Origin of the sequence: Streptomyces sp. NPDC017890, from assembly GCF_044328675.1 — a bacterium.
Lineage (GTDB): Bacteria > Actinomycetota > Actinomycetes > Streptomycetales > Streptomycetaceae > Streptomyces.
Genome location: NZ_JBIRHU010000007.1, coordinates 204256 through 220179, shown reverse-complemented (window position 1 = coordinate 220179; position 15924 = coordinate 204256). Strand labels below are relative to the sequence as shown.

At 70.0% G+C, this 15924-nt stretch carries 10 protein-coding genes and 3 pseudogenes; 2 read left to right on the top strand and 11 right to left on the bottom strand.

Going from position 1 to position 15924, the window contains the following annotated elements; all coding sequences use genetic code 11:
* Positions 1-11 precede the first annotated feature (11 nt).
* From ACH4F2_RS11760 to ACH4F2_RS11745, 4 genes are read right to left on the bottom strand one after another with little or no spacing between them, the layout of a single operon-like run.
* Complete coding sequence (locus ACH4F2_RS11760; RefSeq protein WP_398132540.1) at positions 12-2393, bottom strand: glycoside hydrolase family 3 N-terminal domain-containing protein; 2382 nt, start codon at positions 2391-2393, stop codon at positions 12-14.
* Positions 2390-3208 carry a carbohydrate ABC transporter permease gene (locus ACH4F2_RS11755; protein WP_398132539.1) on the bottom strand — a complete coding sequence of 273 codons (819 nt, stop codon included), beginning with the start codon at positions 3206-3208 and terminating at the stop codon, positions 2390-2392. The genes ACH4F2_RS11760 and ACH4F2_RS11755 overlap by 4 nt, the downstream gene beginning before the upstream one ends.
* On the bottom strand, positions 3205-4161 hold the full coding sequence (locus tag ACH4F2_RS11750; RefSeq protein ID WP_398132538.1) for a carbohydrate ABC transporter permease: 957 nt from the start codon (positions 4159-4161) through the stop codon (positions 3205-3207). Before ACH4F2_RS11750 ends, ACH4F2_RS11755 begins: the two co-directional genes overlap by 4 nt.
* A gap of 10 nt (positions 4162-4171) precedes the next feature.
* Positions 4172-5476 (bottom strand): ABC transporter substrate-binding protein, encoded by a 1305-nt coding sequence (locus ACH4F2_RS11745; RefSeq protein ID WP_398132537.1) that lies wholly within the window; start codon positions 5474-5476, stop codon positions 4172-4174.
* A gap of 138 nt (positions 5477-5614) precedes the next feature.
* On the opposite strand from ACH4F2_RS11745, the gene ACH4F2_RS11740 reads away from it, so the two are divergent.
* The gene (locus ACH4F2_RS11740; RefSeq protein ID WP_398132536.1) at positions 5615-6712 is read left to right on the top strand and encodes a LacI family DNA-binding transcriptional regulator; all 1098 of its coding nucleotides are present in this window, start codon (positions 5615-5617) and stop codon (positions 6710-6712) included.
* A gap of 93 nt (positions 6713-6805) precedes the next feature.
* On the opposite strand, the gene ACH4F2_RS11735 is transcribed toward ACH4F2_RS11740, so the two are convergent.
* The 5 genes and pseudogenes from ACH4F2_RS11735 to ACH4F2_RS11715 all read right to left on the bottom strand — a co-directional run bounded on the left by ACH4F2_RS11735 (position 6806) and on the right by ACH4F2_RS11715 (position 13343).
* Positions 6806-9859, bottom strand: coding sequence for an amidohydrolase family protein (locus ACH4F2_RS11735; RefSeq protein ID WP_398132535.1), 3054 nt, complete (start codon positions 9857-9859; stop codon positions 6806-6808).
* Between the two features lie 269 nt (positions 9860-10128).
* Positions 10129-11178 (bottom strand): zinc-binding dehydrogenase, encoded by a 1050-nt coding sequence (locus ACH4F2_RS11730; RefSeq protein ID WP_398132534.1) that lies wholly within the window; start codon positions 11176-11178, stop codon positions 10129-10131.
* Between the two features lie 808 nt (positions 11179-11986).
* Positions 11987-12274: pseudogene (locus tag ACH4F2_RS11725) on the bottom strand (M23 family metallopeptidase); the annotation flags it as partial.
* Between the two features lie 111 nt (positions 12275-12385).
* Positions 12386-12634, bottom strand: a pseudogene (locus tag ACH4F2_RS11720) (peptidoglycan-binding protein); the annotation flags it as partial.
* Between the two features lie 16 nt (positions 12635-12650).
* Positions 12651-13343 carry a transglycosylase SLT domain-containing protein gene (locus ACH4F2_RS11715; RefSeq protein WP_398132533.1) on the bottom strand — a complete coding sequence of 231 codons (693 nt, stop codon included), beginning with the start codon at positions 13341-13343 and terminating at the stop codon, positions 12651-12653.
* Positions 13344-13447: 104 nt separating this feature from the next.
* Between ACH4F2_RS11715 and ACH4F2_RS11710 the strand changes: the two are divergent.
* A pseudogene (locus ACH4F2_RS11710) lies at positions 13448-13564 on the top strand (beta-glucosidase); the annotation flags it as partial.
* A gap of 163 nt (positions 13565-13727) precedes the next feature.
* Here the strand turns inward: ACH4F2_RS11710 and ACH4F2_RS11705 are convergent.
* Together ACH4F2_RS11705 and ACH4F2_RS11700 are read right to left on the bottom strand one after the other, a co-directional pair.
* Entirely contained in the window at positions 13728-14747 is a 1020-nt protein-coding gene (locus ACH4F2_RS11705; RefSeq protein WP_398132532.1) for a LacI family DNA-binding transcriptional regulator, read from the bottom strand.
* A 399-nt stretch (positions 14748-15146) separates the two neighbouring features.
* Complete coding sequence (locus ACH4F2_RS11700) at positions 15147-15821, bottom strand: TetR family transcriptional regulator (protein ID WP_398132531.1); 675 nt, start codon at positions 15819-15821, stop codon at positions 15147-15149.
* Between the last annotated feature and the right edge of the window lie 103 nt (positions 15822-15924).

The window sequence follows — 15924 nt, the reverse complement described above, 5'->3', positions numbered from 1 at the left end:
CCGCCGCCGGATCAGGCGTCGGCGGTGGCCCCCTGACCGAAGACGGCGTGCAGCCGCCGCGTGTGGTCGACATGGCGTTCCGGACCGGTGAGGGTCACCGCCGCCGTCAGGAGCGGGTCGGTGCTGGAGGCGGCGAGCCGCAGTTCCAGGTCGCCCGGCTCGACGACGCGGCGGCCGTCGCGCCCCGTGAAGGACGCCAGATCGGCCGGGACGGTGACGCGCACGCGGCGTGCCTCGCCGGGGGCCAGCGGCACCCGCGTGTAGCCGATGAGGCGCTGCACCGGCTGGACGACGGAGGCGACCGGGTCGTGCAGGTAGAGCTGGACGATCTCGGTTCCGTGCCGTTCACCGGTGTTGCGGACGGTGAGCTCCAGTCGGAACTCGCCGTCGGTGGGCGCCTCCTCGGTGTCCACCGCGAGATCGCTCCAGGCGAACGTCGTGTAGGTGAGGCCGTGCCCGAAGCCGAAGGCCGGTGTCGGGTCGATGTTGGACACCTCGCTGGCCTGCGCGAGCCGCGCCCCGAGATAGGTGGCCGGCTGGGTGCCCGCTCCGCGCGGCACGCTGACCGGCAGCCTGCCGGTGGGGCTGATGCGCCCACTGAGCACACCGGCGATGGCGGCGGTGCCCTCCTCACCGGGGAAGAACGACTGCACGATCGCCGCGGACTCCGCCACGGCGCGGCCCAGGGCGTAGGGCCGGCCGGCGAGCAGCACCGTCACCACCGGCTTGCGGGTGTCCAGCAGCGCGTCGAGGAGCTGCTGCTGGGCGCCGGGCAGGGCGAGCGACTCGACGTCGCAGCCCTCTCCACTGGTGCCGCGGCCGAACAGCCCGGCGCGGTCGCCCAGAACGGCGACGACGACATCCGCGTCGCGGGCCGCCCGGACGGCCTCGGGGATGCCGAAGACGTCCCCGTCGTCGACCCCCGTGCCGCGCACGAGAGTGACCTCCGCGTCGGGGAACTCGGCTGCCAGGGTGTCGCGCAGGGTGGGCAGTTCGATGCCGACCGGGTTCTCGGGGTGGTGGACGCCGATGTGCTGGGGGAAGGAGTAGCAGCCCAGCACGGCTGTGGGCTCGTCGGCGTTGGGGCCGATCAGGGCGATGCGGCGAGGCCGGTCGAGCGGCAGGGTGCCGTCGTTGCTCAGCAGTACGACCGCTTCCTCGGCGACCGTGCGGGCCAGCTCGCGGTTCTCCGGGCCGTCGAGGTCGATCCTGCCGCGCAGGGCGTCCGGGTCGTCCAGGTCGGCGCCGTCGAGCGCGGACGGCACCGGGTCCCAGCCCGGGTCGAGCAGCCCGAGCGCCGCCTTCTGGGTGAGTACCCGGCGCAGGGCGCGGTCGATCACCGACTCCGGCACGCGGCCGTCGACGACCGCCTCGACCAGGGTCGCCCCGAACGTCTTGACCGTGGGCAGTTCGACGTCCACGCCCGCCCGCAGCGCGGCGCCGGCGGCTCCCGCCCAGTCGGCGGCGATGCCGTGCAGCGTCTTGAGGAAGGCGATGCCGAAGTAGTCGGCGACAACGGTGCCGTCGAAGCCCCACGTGTCGCGCAGCAGCCCGGTCAGCAGCTCCTCGTCGGCCGCGGCGGGCACACCGTCCGTGTCGGTGTAGGAGGCCATCACCGACCGGGCGCCGCCCTCGCGGATCGCCATCTCGAAGGGGGGCAGCAACACGTCGGCGCGCTCGCGCGGACCCATGGGCGAGGGGGCGAGGTTGCGTCCGGCCCGGGAAGCCGAGTAGCCGACGAAGTGCTTGAGGGTGGCGACGAGACCGGCGTCCTCCAGGCCCCGCACATAGGCGGTGCCGATGGTGCCGACGAGGTACGGGTCCTCGCCGATGGTCTCCTCGACCCGGCCCCAGCGGACGTCGCGCACCACGTCCAGGACGGGCGCGAGACCCTGGTGGACGCCGACGGCCCGCATGTCGCGGCCGATGGCGAGTGCCATGCGCCGGACCAGGTCCGGGTCGAAGGTGGCGCCCCAGGACAGCGGGACGGGGTAGGCGGTCGCGCCCCAGGCGGCGAAGCCGGCCAGGCACTCCTCGTGCGCGACGGCGGGGATGCCGAAGCGGTTCTCGGAGGCGATGCGGGCCTGGGTGCGCATGAGGGAGAGCGCACCGAGCGCCGGGTCGACGGGGGCGGTGCCGAAGGGACGGGTGAGTTGGCCCAGCCCGGTGGGCAGGAGCGCGTCGAAGTCGACGGCCTCCTCCATGTCGTGCTGATGGGGGGCGACGTCTCCGCCCTCGTTGGACGCGCCGACCCACACGCCGTACAGCTGGGCGATCTTCTCCTCGAGGGTCATCGCCTCGATCAGCGCGGACACCCGGTCGGTGAGGGACTGGGCGGGGTCGTTCCAGAGAGGGATTTCGGGGGTGGTCTCTACGGCCACGTTGGCAGTCACTTTCCTCCGACACCCATCAGTCCCTGGATCAGGGCGCGACGGGCGAACAGGTAGACGAGCAGGATGGGGACCATGGACAGCACCACGGCTCCCAGCAGACCGGGGATGTCGATGCCGTGCGCGGTCTGGAAGTTGTACAGGCCCAGGGTGACCACCTTGGTGGATTCGGACTGGGTCAGGACGAGCGGGAACAGGAAGCCGTTCCATGCCTGGAGCGCGGAGAACACCACGATCGTGGACAGCCCGCCGCGGGACAGCGGCAGGACGAGCTGGAAGAACATGCGCCGCGGGTTGGCGCCGTCCATCGCCATGGCCTCGTACAGCTCCGGGGAGATGTCACGCATCGCGCCGCTGAGGATCAGGGCGGACATCGGCAGGCAGAACGCGGCCGTGGGCAGGATGACGCCGAGCAGGTTGTCGTACAGCCCGGCTTCGCTGATCAGGTAGAACATCGGCACGATGACGGCCTGGGCCGGGATGGCGAGGCCGAGCAGGAACAGCCGGAAGATCGCCGACGTGGCCCTGCCGCGGCTGCGCACGATCGCGTAGGCGAGCGGCGGGACCAGCAGCAGCACGATGCCGATCACGCTGGCGGTGACGACGAGCGTGTTGAGGAAGTACTGGCCGAAGCCCGAGTCGAAGGCGCCGGTGTAGTTGTCCAGCGTGAAGCTGTCCGGGATCGAGACCGGGCCGTTCTCGGCGTAGTCCTCGCGGGTGCGCAGGGTGGCGGCGAGCATCACGTACAGCGGCAGGCCGACCAGGAAGAGCCAGACCAGGGAGCCCGCGCCGGCCAGGTAGTTGGGGCGGCGCCTCATGACACACCCTCCATGGAGCTGCGCATCTTGTCGTAGCCGGAGACCCGGACGACGATCAACGAGATGACCGTGGCCGCGACGACCAGCGCCAGGGCGATCGCGGAGCCGGTGCCGTAGTCGAAGCTCTTGAACGCCTTGTCGTACATGTAGTAGGCGCTGATGGTGGTGTCGGTGCCGGGGCCGCCCTGGGTCAGGATGAGGACCGTCTCGAACGTGGTCAGGCCGCCGACGATCATCAGGATCCCCGAGGTGACCATGGGGGTGCGCAGCTGCGGCAGTGTGATGTGGAAGAACTGCCGGTAGCGGCCCGCCCCGTCGATCTCCGCCGCCTGGTACAGCACCGGCGGGATCGCGCGGGCGGCGCCCTGGTAGATCAGCGTGTGGAACGGGGTGAACTGCCAGGTGCTGACGAACGCCAGTACCCCGATGGCGGTGGCCTGTTCACCGAACAGGTTGCCGTCGCCGAACAGCCACGCGGCCTCGGCCGGGATGCCGAAGTTCGGGTCGAGCAGCGCCCGCCACAGCACGGACACGGCCGTCGCGGACAGCAGCAGCGGGATGAAGTAGATGACCGACAGGACGGCGCGGTTGCGCTGGTGACCGGCGGCCCAGACGCCGAGCAGGATGCTCAGCGGGGTCTGGAGGACCACGCCGAGAGCGGTCAGCAGCAGGGTCAGCCAGATGCTCTTGAGCATCACCGGGTCGTCGATGAGGCGCGACCAGTTGTCCGTGCCGACGAACTCGGGCGAGCTGATCCCGTCCCAGCTCATGAAGGACAGCACCGCCACCATGATCAGCGGGACGATCGCGAAGAGGGCGAAGAACACTGCGGCGGGCAGCGCCCAGGCGAAGCCGGGGCGGCCTACCTTCGTTGCGGACGAGGCGGGCGGCCGCCGCCGGGCCCCCTTGCGGGGGCCGGCGGCAGGCCGGGCGCTCGTGATCTGTGTGGTCATGAGCCGTTCGTCACTCGGTCGGGAGGGCCTGCATGGCCTTGATGAAGCCGTCCGTGTCGAGCTGTCCGTTGAAGAACTGCTGGACGGCCTTGTGCATGTCCGAGCTCGCCTTCTGCGGGTACGCCTGGTCCCAGGACAGCTGGAACGACGGGGCGTCGGCGACGAGGTCGTACTGGAAGCGCGAGTACTCGGGGGTGCCCGAGGTTTCGATGAACTTGTCGGTGTTGGTCGTGGTCGGCAGGTTGCCGATGTCCAGCTGAGCCTTGACGAAGTCGTCGGAGTACATGAGCTTCAGGAACTCGGCCACGGCCTCGGGGTGCTTGGTCTTCTTCATCACCGAGTAGTAGTTGTTGGTGTTGCCGGCGACGTTGGCCGGGTCGCCCTTGCCGCCCTCGACGGTCGGGAAGGCGGTGTAGCCGAGGTCCTTCTCGGCGAAGGCCTTGTGGTCCGTCAGCTGCTGGGAGTAGTACCAGGAGCCCATCAGCTCGAAGCCGGCCTTGCCCGAGGCCACCAGCTGGACCGAGCCGCCGTTGGTGTACTTGACGGAGTCGTAGTTCTTGCCGAAGGCGCCGGAGTCGACGAGCTCCTTGATCATGCCCAGGGCCTTCTTGCTGTCCGCGCTCTCCCAGGCGCTCTTGTCGCCCCCGACGGCCTTCGCGAGCAGCTCCGGGCCGGCTATCCGGTCGTAGAGGTACTGGAACCACATCTGGGTGGGCCAGACATCGCCGCCGCCGAGCGCGATCGGCGTGACGCCCTCGTCCTTGAGCTTGTCCACCGCGTCGAGCAGCTCGTCCCAGGTCTTCGGCGGCTGGACGCCCGCCTCTTCGAGGACCTTCTTGTTGTGGAAGAGCAGGACCGGCTGGGTGCCGCGCATCGGAATGCCGTACGGCTTGCCGTCGACGACCGCGCTCTCGAAGACGCTCGGCAGGAACTTCTTCTCCAGGTCCGGGTTCTTCTTGATGAAGTCGTCGAGCGGCAGCAGCAGGTCGGCCTCGACGAACGGCTTGATGCTGCCGCCTCCCCAGTTGAAGAAGACGTCCGGTGCCTGCGGGGTGCTGATGATCGTCTGGAGCTTCTTCTGGTAGTCGGCGCCGGGGATGGTGTCGAGGACCACCTTGACGTCGGACGTCTTGTTGAAGGTTTCGACGATCTGCTCTTCGACCTTGTTGCTGGCGTCCCCGTAGACCAGGACATGGATCTTGCCGTCGTCCGACGACGCCCCGCCGTCCCCGTCGCCGCAGGCCGAGAGGCTCAGGGCCAGGGCGAGCGTCGCACCGGTGGCGACCAGTCTGGGCAAGCGCGCACGTGTCTTCATCGTTCGCCTTTCGAAAGTTTCGGCGCCATCACCGAAAGTCCATGCTGGTCGGACAGTAAAGTCCGACGGGATTTCTGGTCAATGGGCCTGCGCGTGCCGTCTCAAAACGTTATCGATCGCATGACCTATCCTTCGTGCATGCACGATGAAGTTGAGGTGGGCGCCCGGGTCACCCTGGCCGAGGTGGCGAAAGAAGCCGAAGTATCACCCTCGACAGTTTCGAAGGTCCTCAACGGTCGTTCGGATGTCTCCGGTGCCACCCGGGACCGGGTCGAGCGGTTGCTGGAGGTCCACGGCTACCGTCGCCGGAGCGCGAACGCGCCGCGCTCCCCGCTCATCGAACTCGTCTTCCACGAGCTGGACAGCGTCTGGGCGATGGAACTCGTCCGGGGTGTGGAGACCGTCGCCAAGGCGAACCGGACGACCGTGGTGCTCACCAGGAGCGGCACACGGCACGCACCCGCGTCCGACTGGATCGAGGGGGTGCTCCGGCGCAGGCCGCTGGGGGTCGTGCTGGTCTTCTCCTCGCTCCCCGCGGAGATGAAACACCGCCTACGGTCACGGGACATACCCTTCGTCATCGTCGACCCGGCCGGCGACCCGGACCCCGACGTCCCGTCCGTGGGCTGCGCCAACTGGGCCGGAGGCCTGGCGGCCACCCGCCATCTCACCGACCACGGGCACGAACGCGTCGCGATCATCACCGGTCCCGAGGACATGCTGTGCTCGCTGGCCCGTCTCGACGGGTACCGCTCGGCCATGACCATGGCGGGCCTGACGGTCGACCAGCGCCTCGTCCGCTTCGGCGACTTCCAGGTGCGGGGCGGTTTCACGCACGGGACGGACCTGCTGGACGGCCCCGGCCGTCCGACGGCGATCTTCGCGGGCAGTGACCTTCAGGCCCTCGGTGTACTGGAGGCGGCCCGGGTCAGAGGCCTGCGCGTGCCCGAGGACCTCTCGGTGGTCGGCTACGACGACGTACCGCTGGCCCAGTGGTCGAGCCCGCCTCTGACCACGGTCCACCAGCCGCTGCTCCACATGGCCGAGGAGGCGGCCCGCATGCTCTTCCGCCCGGACGACCCCGGGCGGGCCGCCCAGCGCATCGAACTGGCCACCCACCTCGTCGTCCGGCAGAGCACGGCGCCACCGCAAGGAGGGCCCGGACGGCATCCGGCCCGGCCGGCGCCCCTGGGACAGGAAGGGACGCCGGGAACGACCGTCGGCGCGGGCGCGTGAGAAGACGTGCCGGTCACTGCCCGGCCGCCGTAAGACGAATCCGGGTGCTTCCGCTGTCGACACCCGGCCGGAACGCCGACCGGACCGCCCCTCTCACCCGCTGCAGCACGCGTGCCGTGCCTTCTCGACGTACTCGTGCCCGTGCCACCAGTACATCCTGTTGTCCGGGTGGTCGGGTACGGGAGGCAGCACGGTGGTGCCCTCCGGCTTCCGGGAGCCGGCCACCGACGCCGCGGAGAACGGCCGCAACAGGGAAGCGACGGTGTGCGCGACGCCCGACACGAGTACCTGTTCGACGTTGGCGGTGTCCTTGATGTCGGTGAGGGGATCACCGTCGACGACGGCGAGGTCGGCGTACATCCCGGGTGCGATCCGGCCCAGGTCTTCGCGCAACGTCTCGCCCGCCATGCTCGTCGCGGTCACCAGCGCCTCGTACGGGGTGAAACCGTAGGTGACCATCGCACGCAGGTTCATGTGCAGGCTGACCGCCGCGTGGTCGATGGGGGCGTCGGTGCCGAGCACGACGCGGCCCCCCGCGCGGAAGATGTCGAGGGCCTGCCGGACCTGTGCCCGGAGGTTCGCGCGCCGCGCGGTCTGGTCGGTCCGGCCCGCCGCGTCGGCGCTCTCCCTCAGGGCGGCCGTCCGCCACGGCGGGTTCAGTGTCCGCACACGACGGTCTTCGACCAGGGACCTGTCCTCCCGGTACAGCGTGGTGGAGCCGAAGAGGGTCGGTGTCCGGGCCATGTCCGATGCCACGAAGAGGGCCGTGACGTCGGAGTAGCCCGTGCCGAGCGGTGTCACGGTACGCGAGTAGCCGAAGCGGTTCGTCGCACCCGTGTGTTCCGTCCCGTCACCGCCGAAGGCCATGGCCGGGTAGTGGTAGTGCGAGGTGACCGGGATTCCGATGCCGTGCGCGAAGGCGACGACGCGCTTGTGCCACATGACCGGCAGGCGGACGTAGCACTTCATGAGGTCGTACTCCAGGCTCTTCGCGCGCTCCAGTTCGAGCTTCAGCTGTGCGTCGCTGAACGTGGGGCGCATGAAGTTGTAGTAGATCCGCGGCCCGTCGACCGCCTCGCCGGTCGCGAAGTACCTGGGTGCGATCCGGGCACCGGACCGGGTGGCCTCGCGTTCCTCGACCATGTGGTAGGCGGGGCTTCCGGGTGACCTCGTGGTGGTCACGCCAAGGGACAGCCAGAGCCGCCCCTGCCGGTCGCCATAGGCGTAGCCCTGCATCTCCCGGTGGTGGTGCATGTCGACGAGACCGGGCATCACCAGCCGGTCGCGCGCGTCGACGCGCCGGCCCACGCGGCCGTCGGCATGCGGTTCGACGGCCCTGATCCGGTGTCCTTCGATGACGATGTCGACGTCGCGCCGGATCTCCTGGCGGACGCCGTCCCACATCCGGCCCGCGTGGACCACCGTGCGCGCCGGCGGCCGGACGGCGGTCCACGTCAGCGGCACGGCGACCGTGCGAGGACGTCCGCCGTTCGCCGGGACCAGGCGCAGCCTGCCGTTGTTGAGGTACAGGAGGTGCTTCGAGTCGCCGCTCCATGACGGCGCGTCGGTCACCTCGTCGGTGATCTGCCGGGGTTCCCCGACCGGCGTTCCGTCCGTGGCGACGTCCACGGTGTACAGGACACTCGCGACCGCGAACGCCATGCGCCTGCCGTCGGGCGACCAGACCGGTCCGTCGTCCCCCCGGGTCTGGATCGAGCGGCCGGCCACCGCCTCGACGTATCTGCCCTGCCCCGTCCTCCGGTCGACGAGCAGGATCTGGCTCAGCCCTTCACGGAATCTCGCCGAGTACGGTTTCACCGCCGCCAGGGCGATCGTCCCGCCGTCGGGGGACCAGGTGGGTCTTCCGGGCTCGAACGTCGCGGTCAAGACACGGCGCACGTCGCCGCTCGTCACGTCGGCGGTCCACAGCGCGCCGTCCTGGTCCAGGAAGGCGATCTCCTTACCGCTGGGCGACCACGCCGCCGACACCGCCGCCCTGGTACCGAGGTCGGTCAGTTGCCGGTCCCGGCCCGTGTCGAGATCCCTGATCCAGATGTCGAGTGTCCCGCCACGGTCCGTCGAATAGGCCAGCAGCTTCCCGTCGGGCGACCAGGCGGGGTCGCACTTCCACCAGTGGTCGCGGGTCAACGGCCGCGGTGCGCGGCCGGTCTTCATGACGTAGATGTCGTTGAGTGCGCGGAAGGCGATGTGCTCACCGTCGGGGGACAGCACCGGGCTCCCGATTCCCCGTACCGGCCGCGGCCCGGTGCTCTCGAAGTCCGGCCGGCGCCTGGTGTACCTCGGCCTGCGGGTGGTGACGGCGGCGGAGAAGCCGATGGTCCGGGTGCCGGAGCCGTGGCGTGACCGCACGTGGATCCGGCCGTCCGCGGTGTAGAGGAAGCGCTCGTGGTCGAGCCACGACACCCTGAACGGGAACGTCTCCTGGTCGTCCACCAGGGGCGTGTCACCGATCATCAGGTGGCAACGTCCGTCGTAGGTCAGGTGGTGGACCAGGCCGGTACCGTCCGGAGTCCATTGCGGCTGATGGATCACCTGGCCCGCGGGCACGGTGGCACGGGTGCTGCGCCGGCCGGTGGTGCGGTCCACGTCCTCGATACGGGTGTTGTCCACCACGAAGGCCACCCGCTTGCCGTCCGGCGACCAGGCCGGCTCGTACTCCTCGCCGGGACCGTCGGCGAGTACGTCGACCCGTCCGCTGCCGACGTCGTACGTGTGGATCGCGTAGCTGCCCGACGCGTCGGACGAGAAGACGATCGTGCGCCCGTCCGGCGACCACCGGGGCTCCCGGTGGTCGAAGGGCCCCTGGGTCAGCTGCCGCAGCCCGCTGCCGTCGGGCCGTACGGTCCAGAGGTCGAAGACACCGTCACGGTAGGACTGGAAGACCAACTCGCCGCCGTCCGGGGACCAGTCGGGCTGCGCGATGTCGAACAGGTCGCTGGTGAGTCGTCGCGCCTGCCCGCCCGACGCCGGCATCACCCACAGGACCCCTAACAGGTCCAGGGCGATCCACCGGCCGTCGGGCGAGACCCGTGCCCCGAACGTGGTGCCCGTGCCCAGCCGCAGGTCGTCGCTGCCGCCGGTGCGGGGAACCGCCGCGGCGGCCCGCGGGCCGGCCAACGAGGTCATCGCCACCGCGGCCCCGGCACCCGCCAGGAACCCACGACGGGAGACCGGGGCCGGCCTCACCCGTCGGCCGGCTCCCGCGTCGTCCGGTGATGTCGCAGAATCCGACACGTCCACAGCACATCCCTCCAGCCGTACGCCGTGGCGCCCGCCACCGGGCGCCACGAGTCATGAGTTGCTGTCCCTGGCCGAAGGGTTTACCGGGATTCCGACGCCGGTGCTACTCAGCACGCGCGGTATCAGCCGTCGGACCTGAGTCCGTCGGGCGGAACTCAGGGGTGCATGACGATCTTTCCCACGTGCCCCCTGCGGGAGAGCTCCTCCTGCGCCCGAGCGGCCTGGTCCAGGGGGAAGACCGCGGCGACGACGGGCTGCACCTCGGCCCTGCGAGCCAGGTCCATGAGCTGACCGAAGTGGGTGGGCGTGTGCATCGATGAGCCGATCACCTGCGCGTTGTGCAGGTAGAGGCGGCGCACGTCGAACGTCACGTCATAGCCGCCGAGTGCACCTGCGATGACCCACCGGCCTCCTTCACGCAGCAGCGGCAGCCCTTCACTCACCAAGTCGCCCGCCACGACGTCGAGTACGACGTCGACGCCCGCGGGAGCGACGGCGCGAACCTGATCGGCGACGTCTTCGGCGCGGTCGACGACTTCATGCGCGCCTGCCTCACGCACCGCATCGATCTTGGGTCCGCTGCTGATGGCGAGCACCCGCGCGCCGCGTGCACGGGCGATCTGCACGAGTGCGAGGCCGACGCCGCCGGACGCCCCGGAGACCAGGACGGTCTCGCCCTTCCGCAGCCGGCCGCGCTCGATCATGCCCAGCGCCGTGCCATAGGCGGTCGGCAGCGTCGCGAGCTGGTCGTCCGTGAGCGGGGATTCCGTCACGTCGTGGACACGCTCGGCCGGCGCCGTCACGTACTCGGCGTAGCCGCCGTCGCGTTCACTGCCCATCAGCCCCACCGGGTTGGCATCCGGCCCGTCGGTGTCGTAGATCGCCGGGTCGACGACCACCCGCCGGCCGACGAGTCCCCCGCCCACGCCGGCGCCGACCGCCACGACCCGGCCTGCCACGTCGGCGCCCTGGATGCGCGGGAAGCCGATCGGGCCCCGCCAGCCCGACAGCGTCTTCGGGTCTCCCGGGCGGCCGTAGGCGCCCTCGCGGGTCCACAGGTCGGTGTTGTTCAGCGCCACCGAGCCGACCCGGACCAGCACCTCTCCCGCCTGCGGGGCCGGGACGGCCACCTTCGCCGGCTCGAGAACCTCCGGTCCCCCGTGCCCCGTGATTCGCACCGCGCGCATGAACTCGGGCACACCCATCGTCTGGACCTCCTCGTGGGTCTACTGCTCTGCGGACCGCCACCCACGGTACGCGGCACCACATTCCGGACGCCCCTCCCCAGCACACACCCACCTTTTGCGCACCTTCGGCCGGTCTGCGAGCATCGAAGGGAGGGAAGTCGAGAGCACACGGCCTGAGCCGCGCCCCTTGTTCCGCCGCCGTACCGTGCTGGTGGCCGACTCCGCCACCGGTCCGCCGAGGACCGGTGCGGCCCTCGTGCCGGTCGCACGTCTGATCTTGTGCGCCCTCGGTGTCGCCGACACCGTCCTGACCAGTGGGCACCTGCCGTGTCACGGCAACCTCTCCGCCTGGGGGGTCGGGTGTCCTGCGCACCGTTCGCCTCCAGCCGGTGCACGGTGAGGGCTGGATCGCAGCGGGAGACGCCGCGCTCACCCTCGCCCCCCTCTCCTCCCAGGGGATTCTCACCGCCCTCTGCAGGTGAGGCGGTCAGCGCCCACCTGTGCGGCGTTCCGGGCGCCTTGGACGACTACGCGGCCGCGGTCGCCATGGCGCTCACCGCCTACGAACTGGGCCAAGTGGAGCGTCCGACAGACAACCTCCCCGGCGCGTGACGACGCGCCAGGGACGCGGCCAGTACACGGCGGTCCCCCGTCCAGTCCTCCTCGATCCCGTACGTGAACGGCTCCGCGTCGAACGGGGCTGAGAACCGGCCGTCATCGCGCGGCTCGCCCCGCCGAGGGCGGACAGCGCCGCCGCCGTGTCGCCCTCGCTGGTGACCTTGATCTCCACCGGTAGCAGGTCCATCGACGCCGGTCCCGTTCCCGGCTACCAGTCGGGGTTCACATGGGTGCCGAAGCCGCCGCGGGCCGGGCGCTTCTCGAAGTGGAGATGCGGGCCTGTGGCGTTCCCGGAGGAGCCGACTTCTCCGATCTTCTGACCGGCGCGGACAGAACCCCTGTCCACAGTCTTTTCGGAGAGGTGGCAGTAGTAGAAGTCGAATCCGCCGACGCGCAGCACGAGGAAGCTGCCGAAACTGGGGTCCTTTCCACTGCGGGCTATGGAACCGTCGCGCACCGCGACACATGGCGTGCCGTGCGCGGCGGCGTAGTCCACACCGGTGTGATGGCCCAGGATCCAGTGCCGCCCCTTCTTGCGGAAGGGGGTCGTGATGCCGTGCCCCGGCACGGGAGACGCGACGCGGGTACCGGTGGCCGGGGAACCCGCGGTCGTCGGAACGCGAAGTCGGTCCCAGGACTCCTTTCCAGGGATACCGTCGGCGTCGGCTCCCTCGAAGTGCAGCTTGCGCTGCCACTCGGCGAACGACTGCCGGTCGGCCTCGGTCCACTCGGGACCAGGGCCCGTCCGGTACTTGCCGCACTTCTCCGCCACCAGGCGTCGGCCCATCGCGGCGATCAGGGGACTGCGTTGTCCTTTGTGGAAGAATTCCGTTCCTGGGAACGGTGCCTGCGCAGGCATGGCTCATCTCCTCTCAATAAGGCGCCGGATCACGGTTCGGGTTCGCCTGCTGAACACGGGAGACATCCCCGTACCGACGCCAGATGTAATTGATTGCTGCGGCGGTGTTCGCCACCGGGTCGTAGATCCGGACGGATGTCCCCGCCTGGTGGTTCTCCGCGAACGTATCCGGAATGACCTGGGCATAGCCGCGTGAGCAGTTGAGCCTGGCACCGTCCGTCTGCACCGGACCTGTCGCGTTCACATCGTTCTGGTTCACGGCGTTCGACCTGAAGGAGGACTCACGGAACATGAGAGTCAGCAGGTTCGCTCCGTTACCGACTCCCGTCACCCAACTCCTCGGAGCGCCGGTCACGTCGCAGGCCTGCTCGGCGATCGCACGGGCCGTGTCCTTGTCGGCGGGAACGCCCTCGTTCTGCGAGAAGCCTACGGAAATCTTGGGGATCGCCCCGGGATGACGGCAGTCCACGACGAACCCGGCTCTTTCACCGAGTTTCTTCAGTGACGAACATCCGGGAAAACCGTCAGCGGCCGGGCCGGTGAGCCCCAGCGTGCGTTGCCACGCAGCGTAGGCCGCTTTCGTCTGCTCGCCGTAGAATCCGGTGGCGCCCGAGGGAAGGCTCATACCCATCGCGACAAGAGCGGCTTGGGTTGCCTTCACCTCGTCATTGCGCTTGCCGAAACGCACGTTGGAAAGAGTAACCATCGTGCCTCCTCTGACGATTCAGAGGCCGGTGAATGTGAGTCCGCTGGCCGCCAGAGTCACTCCTGTTTCCACCATGCGCCCCCTGTGAGGCAGGCGCAAGCTACCGCGGCGGCTGGACCGTGCGCGACACCGCCGAACACCTCGCCGACTACGCCTCCGTCGTGGCCCGCCGCCTCGGCGACCGCGTCACCCGTCCGCGTCGACTGCGCGACCCAGGGTGCGGACCGTCAGGACGAGCGGCCTGCGGTACGCGGAGATCATCCGTGCCCACCGGGAGTCCCTCGCCTGACCCCGGCGGGCACCCGGTGCCCGCCGCCCGGCCCTGCCTCTCGGCACGCCCGGCGGCAGGGCCGGTGGTGTCCGCCCTGCGGAAGGATCGCCGGGTCAGGCGGACTCGCGTACGACCAGTTCCGGTGCGAAAACCAGGGTGCGAGGTTCGGTACGGGTGCCCTGGACCTGCTCGTCCAGCATCCTGGCCATGGCCGCCGCCATGTCCTCCACCGGCTGGCGCACGGTGGTCAGCGGTGGCCTGCACGTCACGGCGACGCTCGAGTCGTCGAACCCGACGACGGCGACGTCCTCCGGTATGCGCCTGCCCAGTTCCCGCATGACCTGGCAGGCGCCCTGGGCCATCAGGTCGTTGGCCGCGAACACGCCGTCCACCGCGGGGTGGTCCCGCAGCAGTGCGGCCATGGCCGTCGCCCCGCTGTCGAGGGTGAAGGAACCCTCGGCCGCCGGAGGGCGGTCGTGCCCGGCGCGAGCCAGGGCGTCGCGGAACCCGGCGAGGCGTTCCCGGCCGGCCCTGAGATCCGGCGGAGCGCTGATCGCCGCGATACGGCGGCAGCCGCGAGCCAGGAGATGCTCTGCCGCCAGGCGTCCCCCCGCGTAGTGGTCCAGATCGACGCAACCGACCGGTGTCGTCCGGGCCGTACGTGCGAACAGCACCGCGGGGACACAGGCCGCCAGGAGCATGTCCGGCAGCGGGTCGTCCGGTTGCACGGAGACCACCAGCGCGCCGTCCGCACTGCCCTGCCGCACGTAGTCGACGACCTGCTTCCTCGCCGTCTCCGACTCGGCGAACAGCAGCACCGGTTGCATCGCGCGAGCCCGGAGATACCCCACGACGCCGTTGACGACACGGCCGAAGAACGGGTCGGCGAACACGCGGCCCGCGAAGGTGTCGCCTGCGCCGGAGACGATGAGGGCCACGGTTCCGGTGCGCCGGGTGACCAACGTCCTCGCTGCGCGGTTCGGTGTGTACCCCGTCCGTTCGATCGCGCTGCGGACCAGGTCCTGGATGCTGGGATCGACGTTGCGCACGCCGTTCACGACCCGCGACACGGTGGCGCGGGAGACCCCCGCCTCCCGCGCGACATCCTCCAGCGTCGGGGCCTGCCTGTTCATGGGGGAACTCTAATGCCGGGCGCTCCCACGGACACAGGACGGCAGACAGTCCTCCGGCGCGCCCCCGCCCGTCCACCGTCGGCGCGGTCCTTCACACGCACTGGAGCCGCAGGCCGGCTGACCTCGCCTGAGCCGGCACCGAAATCGCCCAGTACCTGCCGACAAGCCGGGCCACAGAGACAACAAGCAGCAGACCTTCGCCGGTTCGTCCGGCGTCCGGAACGCACGGCACAGGACAGGCCCGACGGTCTACGTCGGACCGATCAAATGCTCCGACTCAACCGGATTCGTGTCGAGGCCTTCTCAGGGATGGCCGTGCTCCGGCCACCGCGCCCGGCCCACGGTTGCTTCCCGGACGGGCGCGGTTGGGGCCGGCCCAAGGTTGCTTCCCGGACGGGCTCAGGCGGAGGCGCGGGCGATGGTCCCCGCGGTGAGCGTGGCCAGCATCTCCTGCAGGGCAGTCACGAAGTCCAGCTTGAACGCGGTGAGTGAGGGGTCGGCTTCGTAGGCGGCGAGCATCGCCGGGGAGGGCCGTGCGTGTGTCCACACAGCGCCGACGGCCATGATCAGGGCTGCGGTCAACTGCGGCGCGCTGTCGCCCAGCTCAGGAAGGTGCTGGTGGGCCAACGCCGCGATGTCGGCGACGTTGGCCACGGCCGCGTGCTTGTAGCGGGCGGCCACCTGCGGGGAAACGTTGTGTTCCAGTACGCCCGCCTGCGCGCTCAGCAGGTCACACAGGACCCGGCGCCCGGCGAGGGAGCCCGCGATGACTGCGGCGAACTGCTCTGCACGCCGGCTCACCGGAGCGTCCTGGTCGATGCCGGCGTGCACGAGGGCAGGCAAGTCGGCCGCCCACTGCCGCCAGGCCCGGTCGAGCAACTCCAGCAGGATCGCCTCACGCGATTCGAAGTAGCGCAGCACATTGGACTTCGCCAGTCCGACGCGGCGGCTCAGCTCGTTCAGGCTGATCTCGCCGATGGACATCTCCTCGAGCATGGCGGCGGCGGTGTCGAGGATGGCCTGGCGCCGTATCTCACGCTGCTCCTCACTGCGCGCGCGCTGGAAGTTCGTCATGCCCTCAGGTTACAAACTGCCGGTCCTTTGACATCAGACCGGTGGTCTTCTACGTTGGGTCACAGGCGAACAGACCACTGGTCTGAAAAGGTGGCAGCGTCCT

Excerpts from the sequence above, each read along its gene's own strand:
- ACH4F2_RS11755 (WP_398132539.1), bottom strand. The coding sequence starts at position 3,208 with ATGAGGCGCCGCCCCAACTACCTGGCCGGCGCGGGCTCCCTGGTCTGG.
- ACH4F2_RS11750 (WP_398132538.1), bottom strand. The coding sequence starts at position 4,161 with ATGACCACACAGATCACGAGCGCCCGGCCTGCCGCCGGCCCCCGCAAG.
- ACH4F2_RS11745 (WP_398132537.1), bottom strand. The coding sequence starts at position 5,476 with ATGAAGACACGTGCGCGCTTGCCCAGACTGGTCGCCACCGGTGCGACG.
- ACH4F2_RS11740 (WP_398132536.1), top strand. The coding sequence starts at position 5,615 with ATGCACGATGAAGTTGAGGTGGGCGCCCGGGTCACCCTGGCCGAGGTG.
- ACH4F2_RS11735 (WP_398132535.1), bottom strand. The coding sequence starts at position 9,859 with ATGACCTCGTTGGCCGGCCCGCGGGCCGCCGCGGCGGTTCCCCGCACC.
- ACH4F2_RS11730 (WP_398132534.1), bottom strand. The coding sequence starts at position 11,178 with ATGGGTGTGCCCGAGTTCATGCGCGCGGTGCGAATCACGGGGCACGGG.
- ACH4F2_RS11715 (WP_398132533.1), bottom strand. The coding sequence starts at position 13,343 with ATGGTTACTCTTTCCAACGTGCGTTTCGGCAAGCGCAATGACGAGGTG.
- ACH4F2_RS11705 (WP_398132532.1), bottom strand. The coding sequence starts at position 14,747 with ATGAACAGGCAGGCCCCGACGCTGGAGGATGTCGCGCGGGAGGCGGGG.
- ACH4F2_RS11700 (WP_398132531.1), bottom strand. The coding sequence starts at position 15,821 with ATGACGAACTTCCAGCGCGCGCGCAGTGAGGAGCAGCGTGAGATACGG.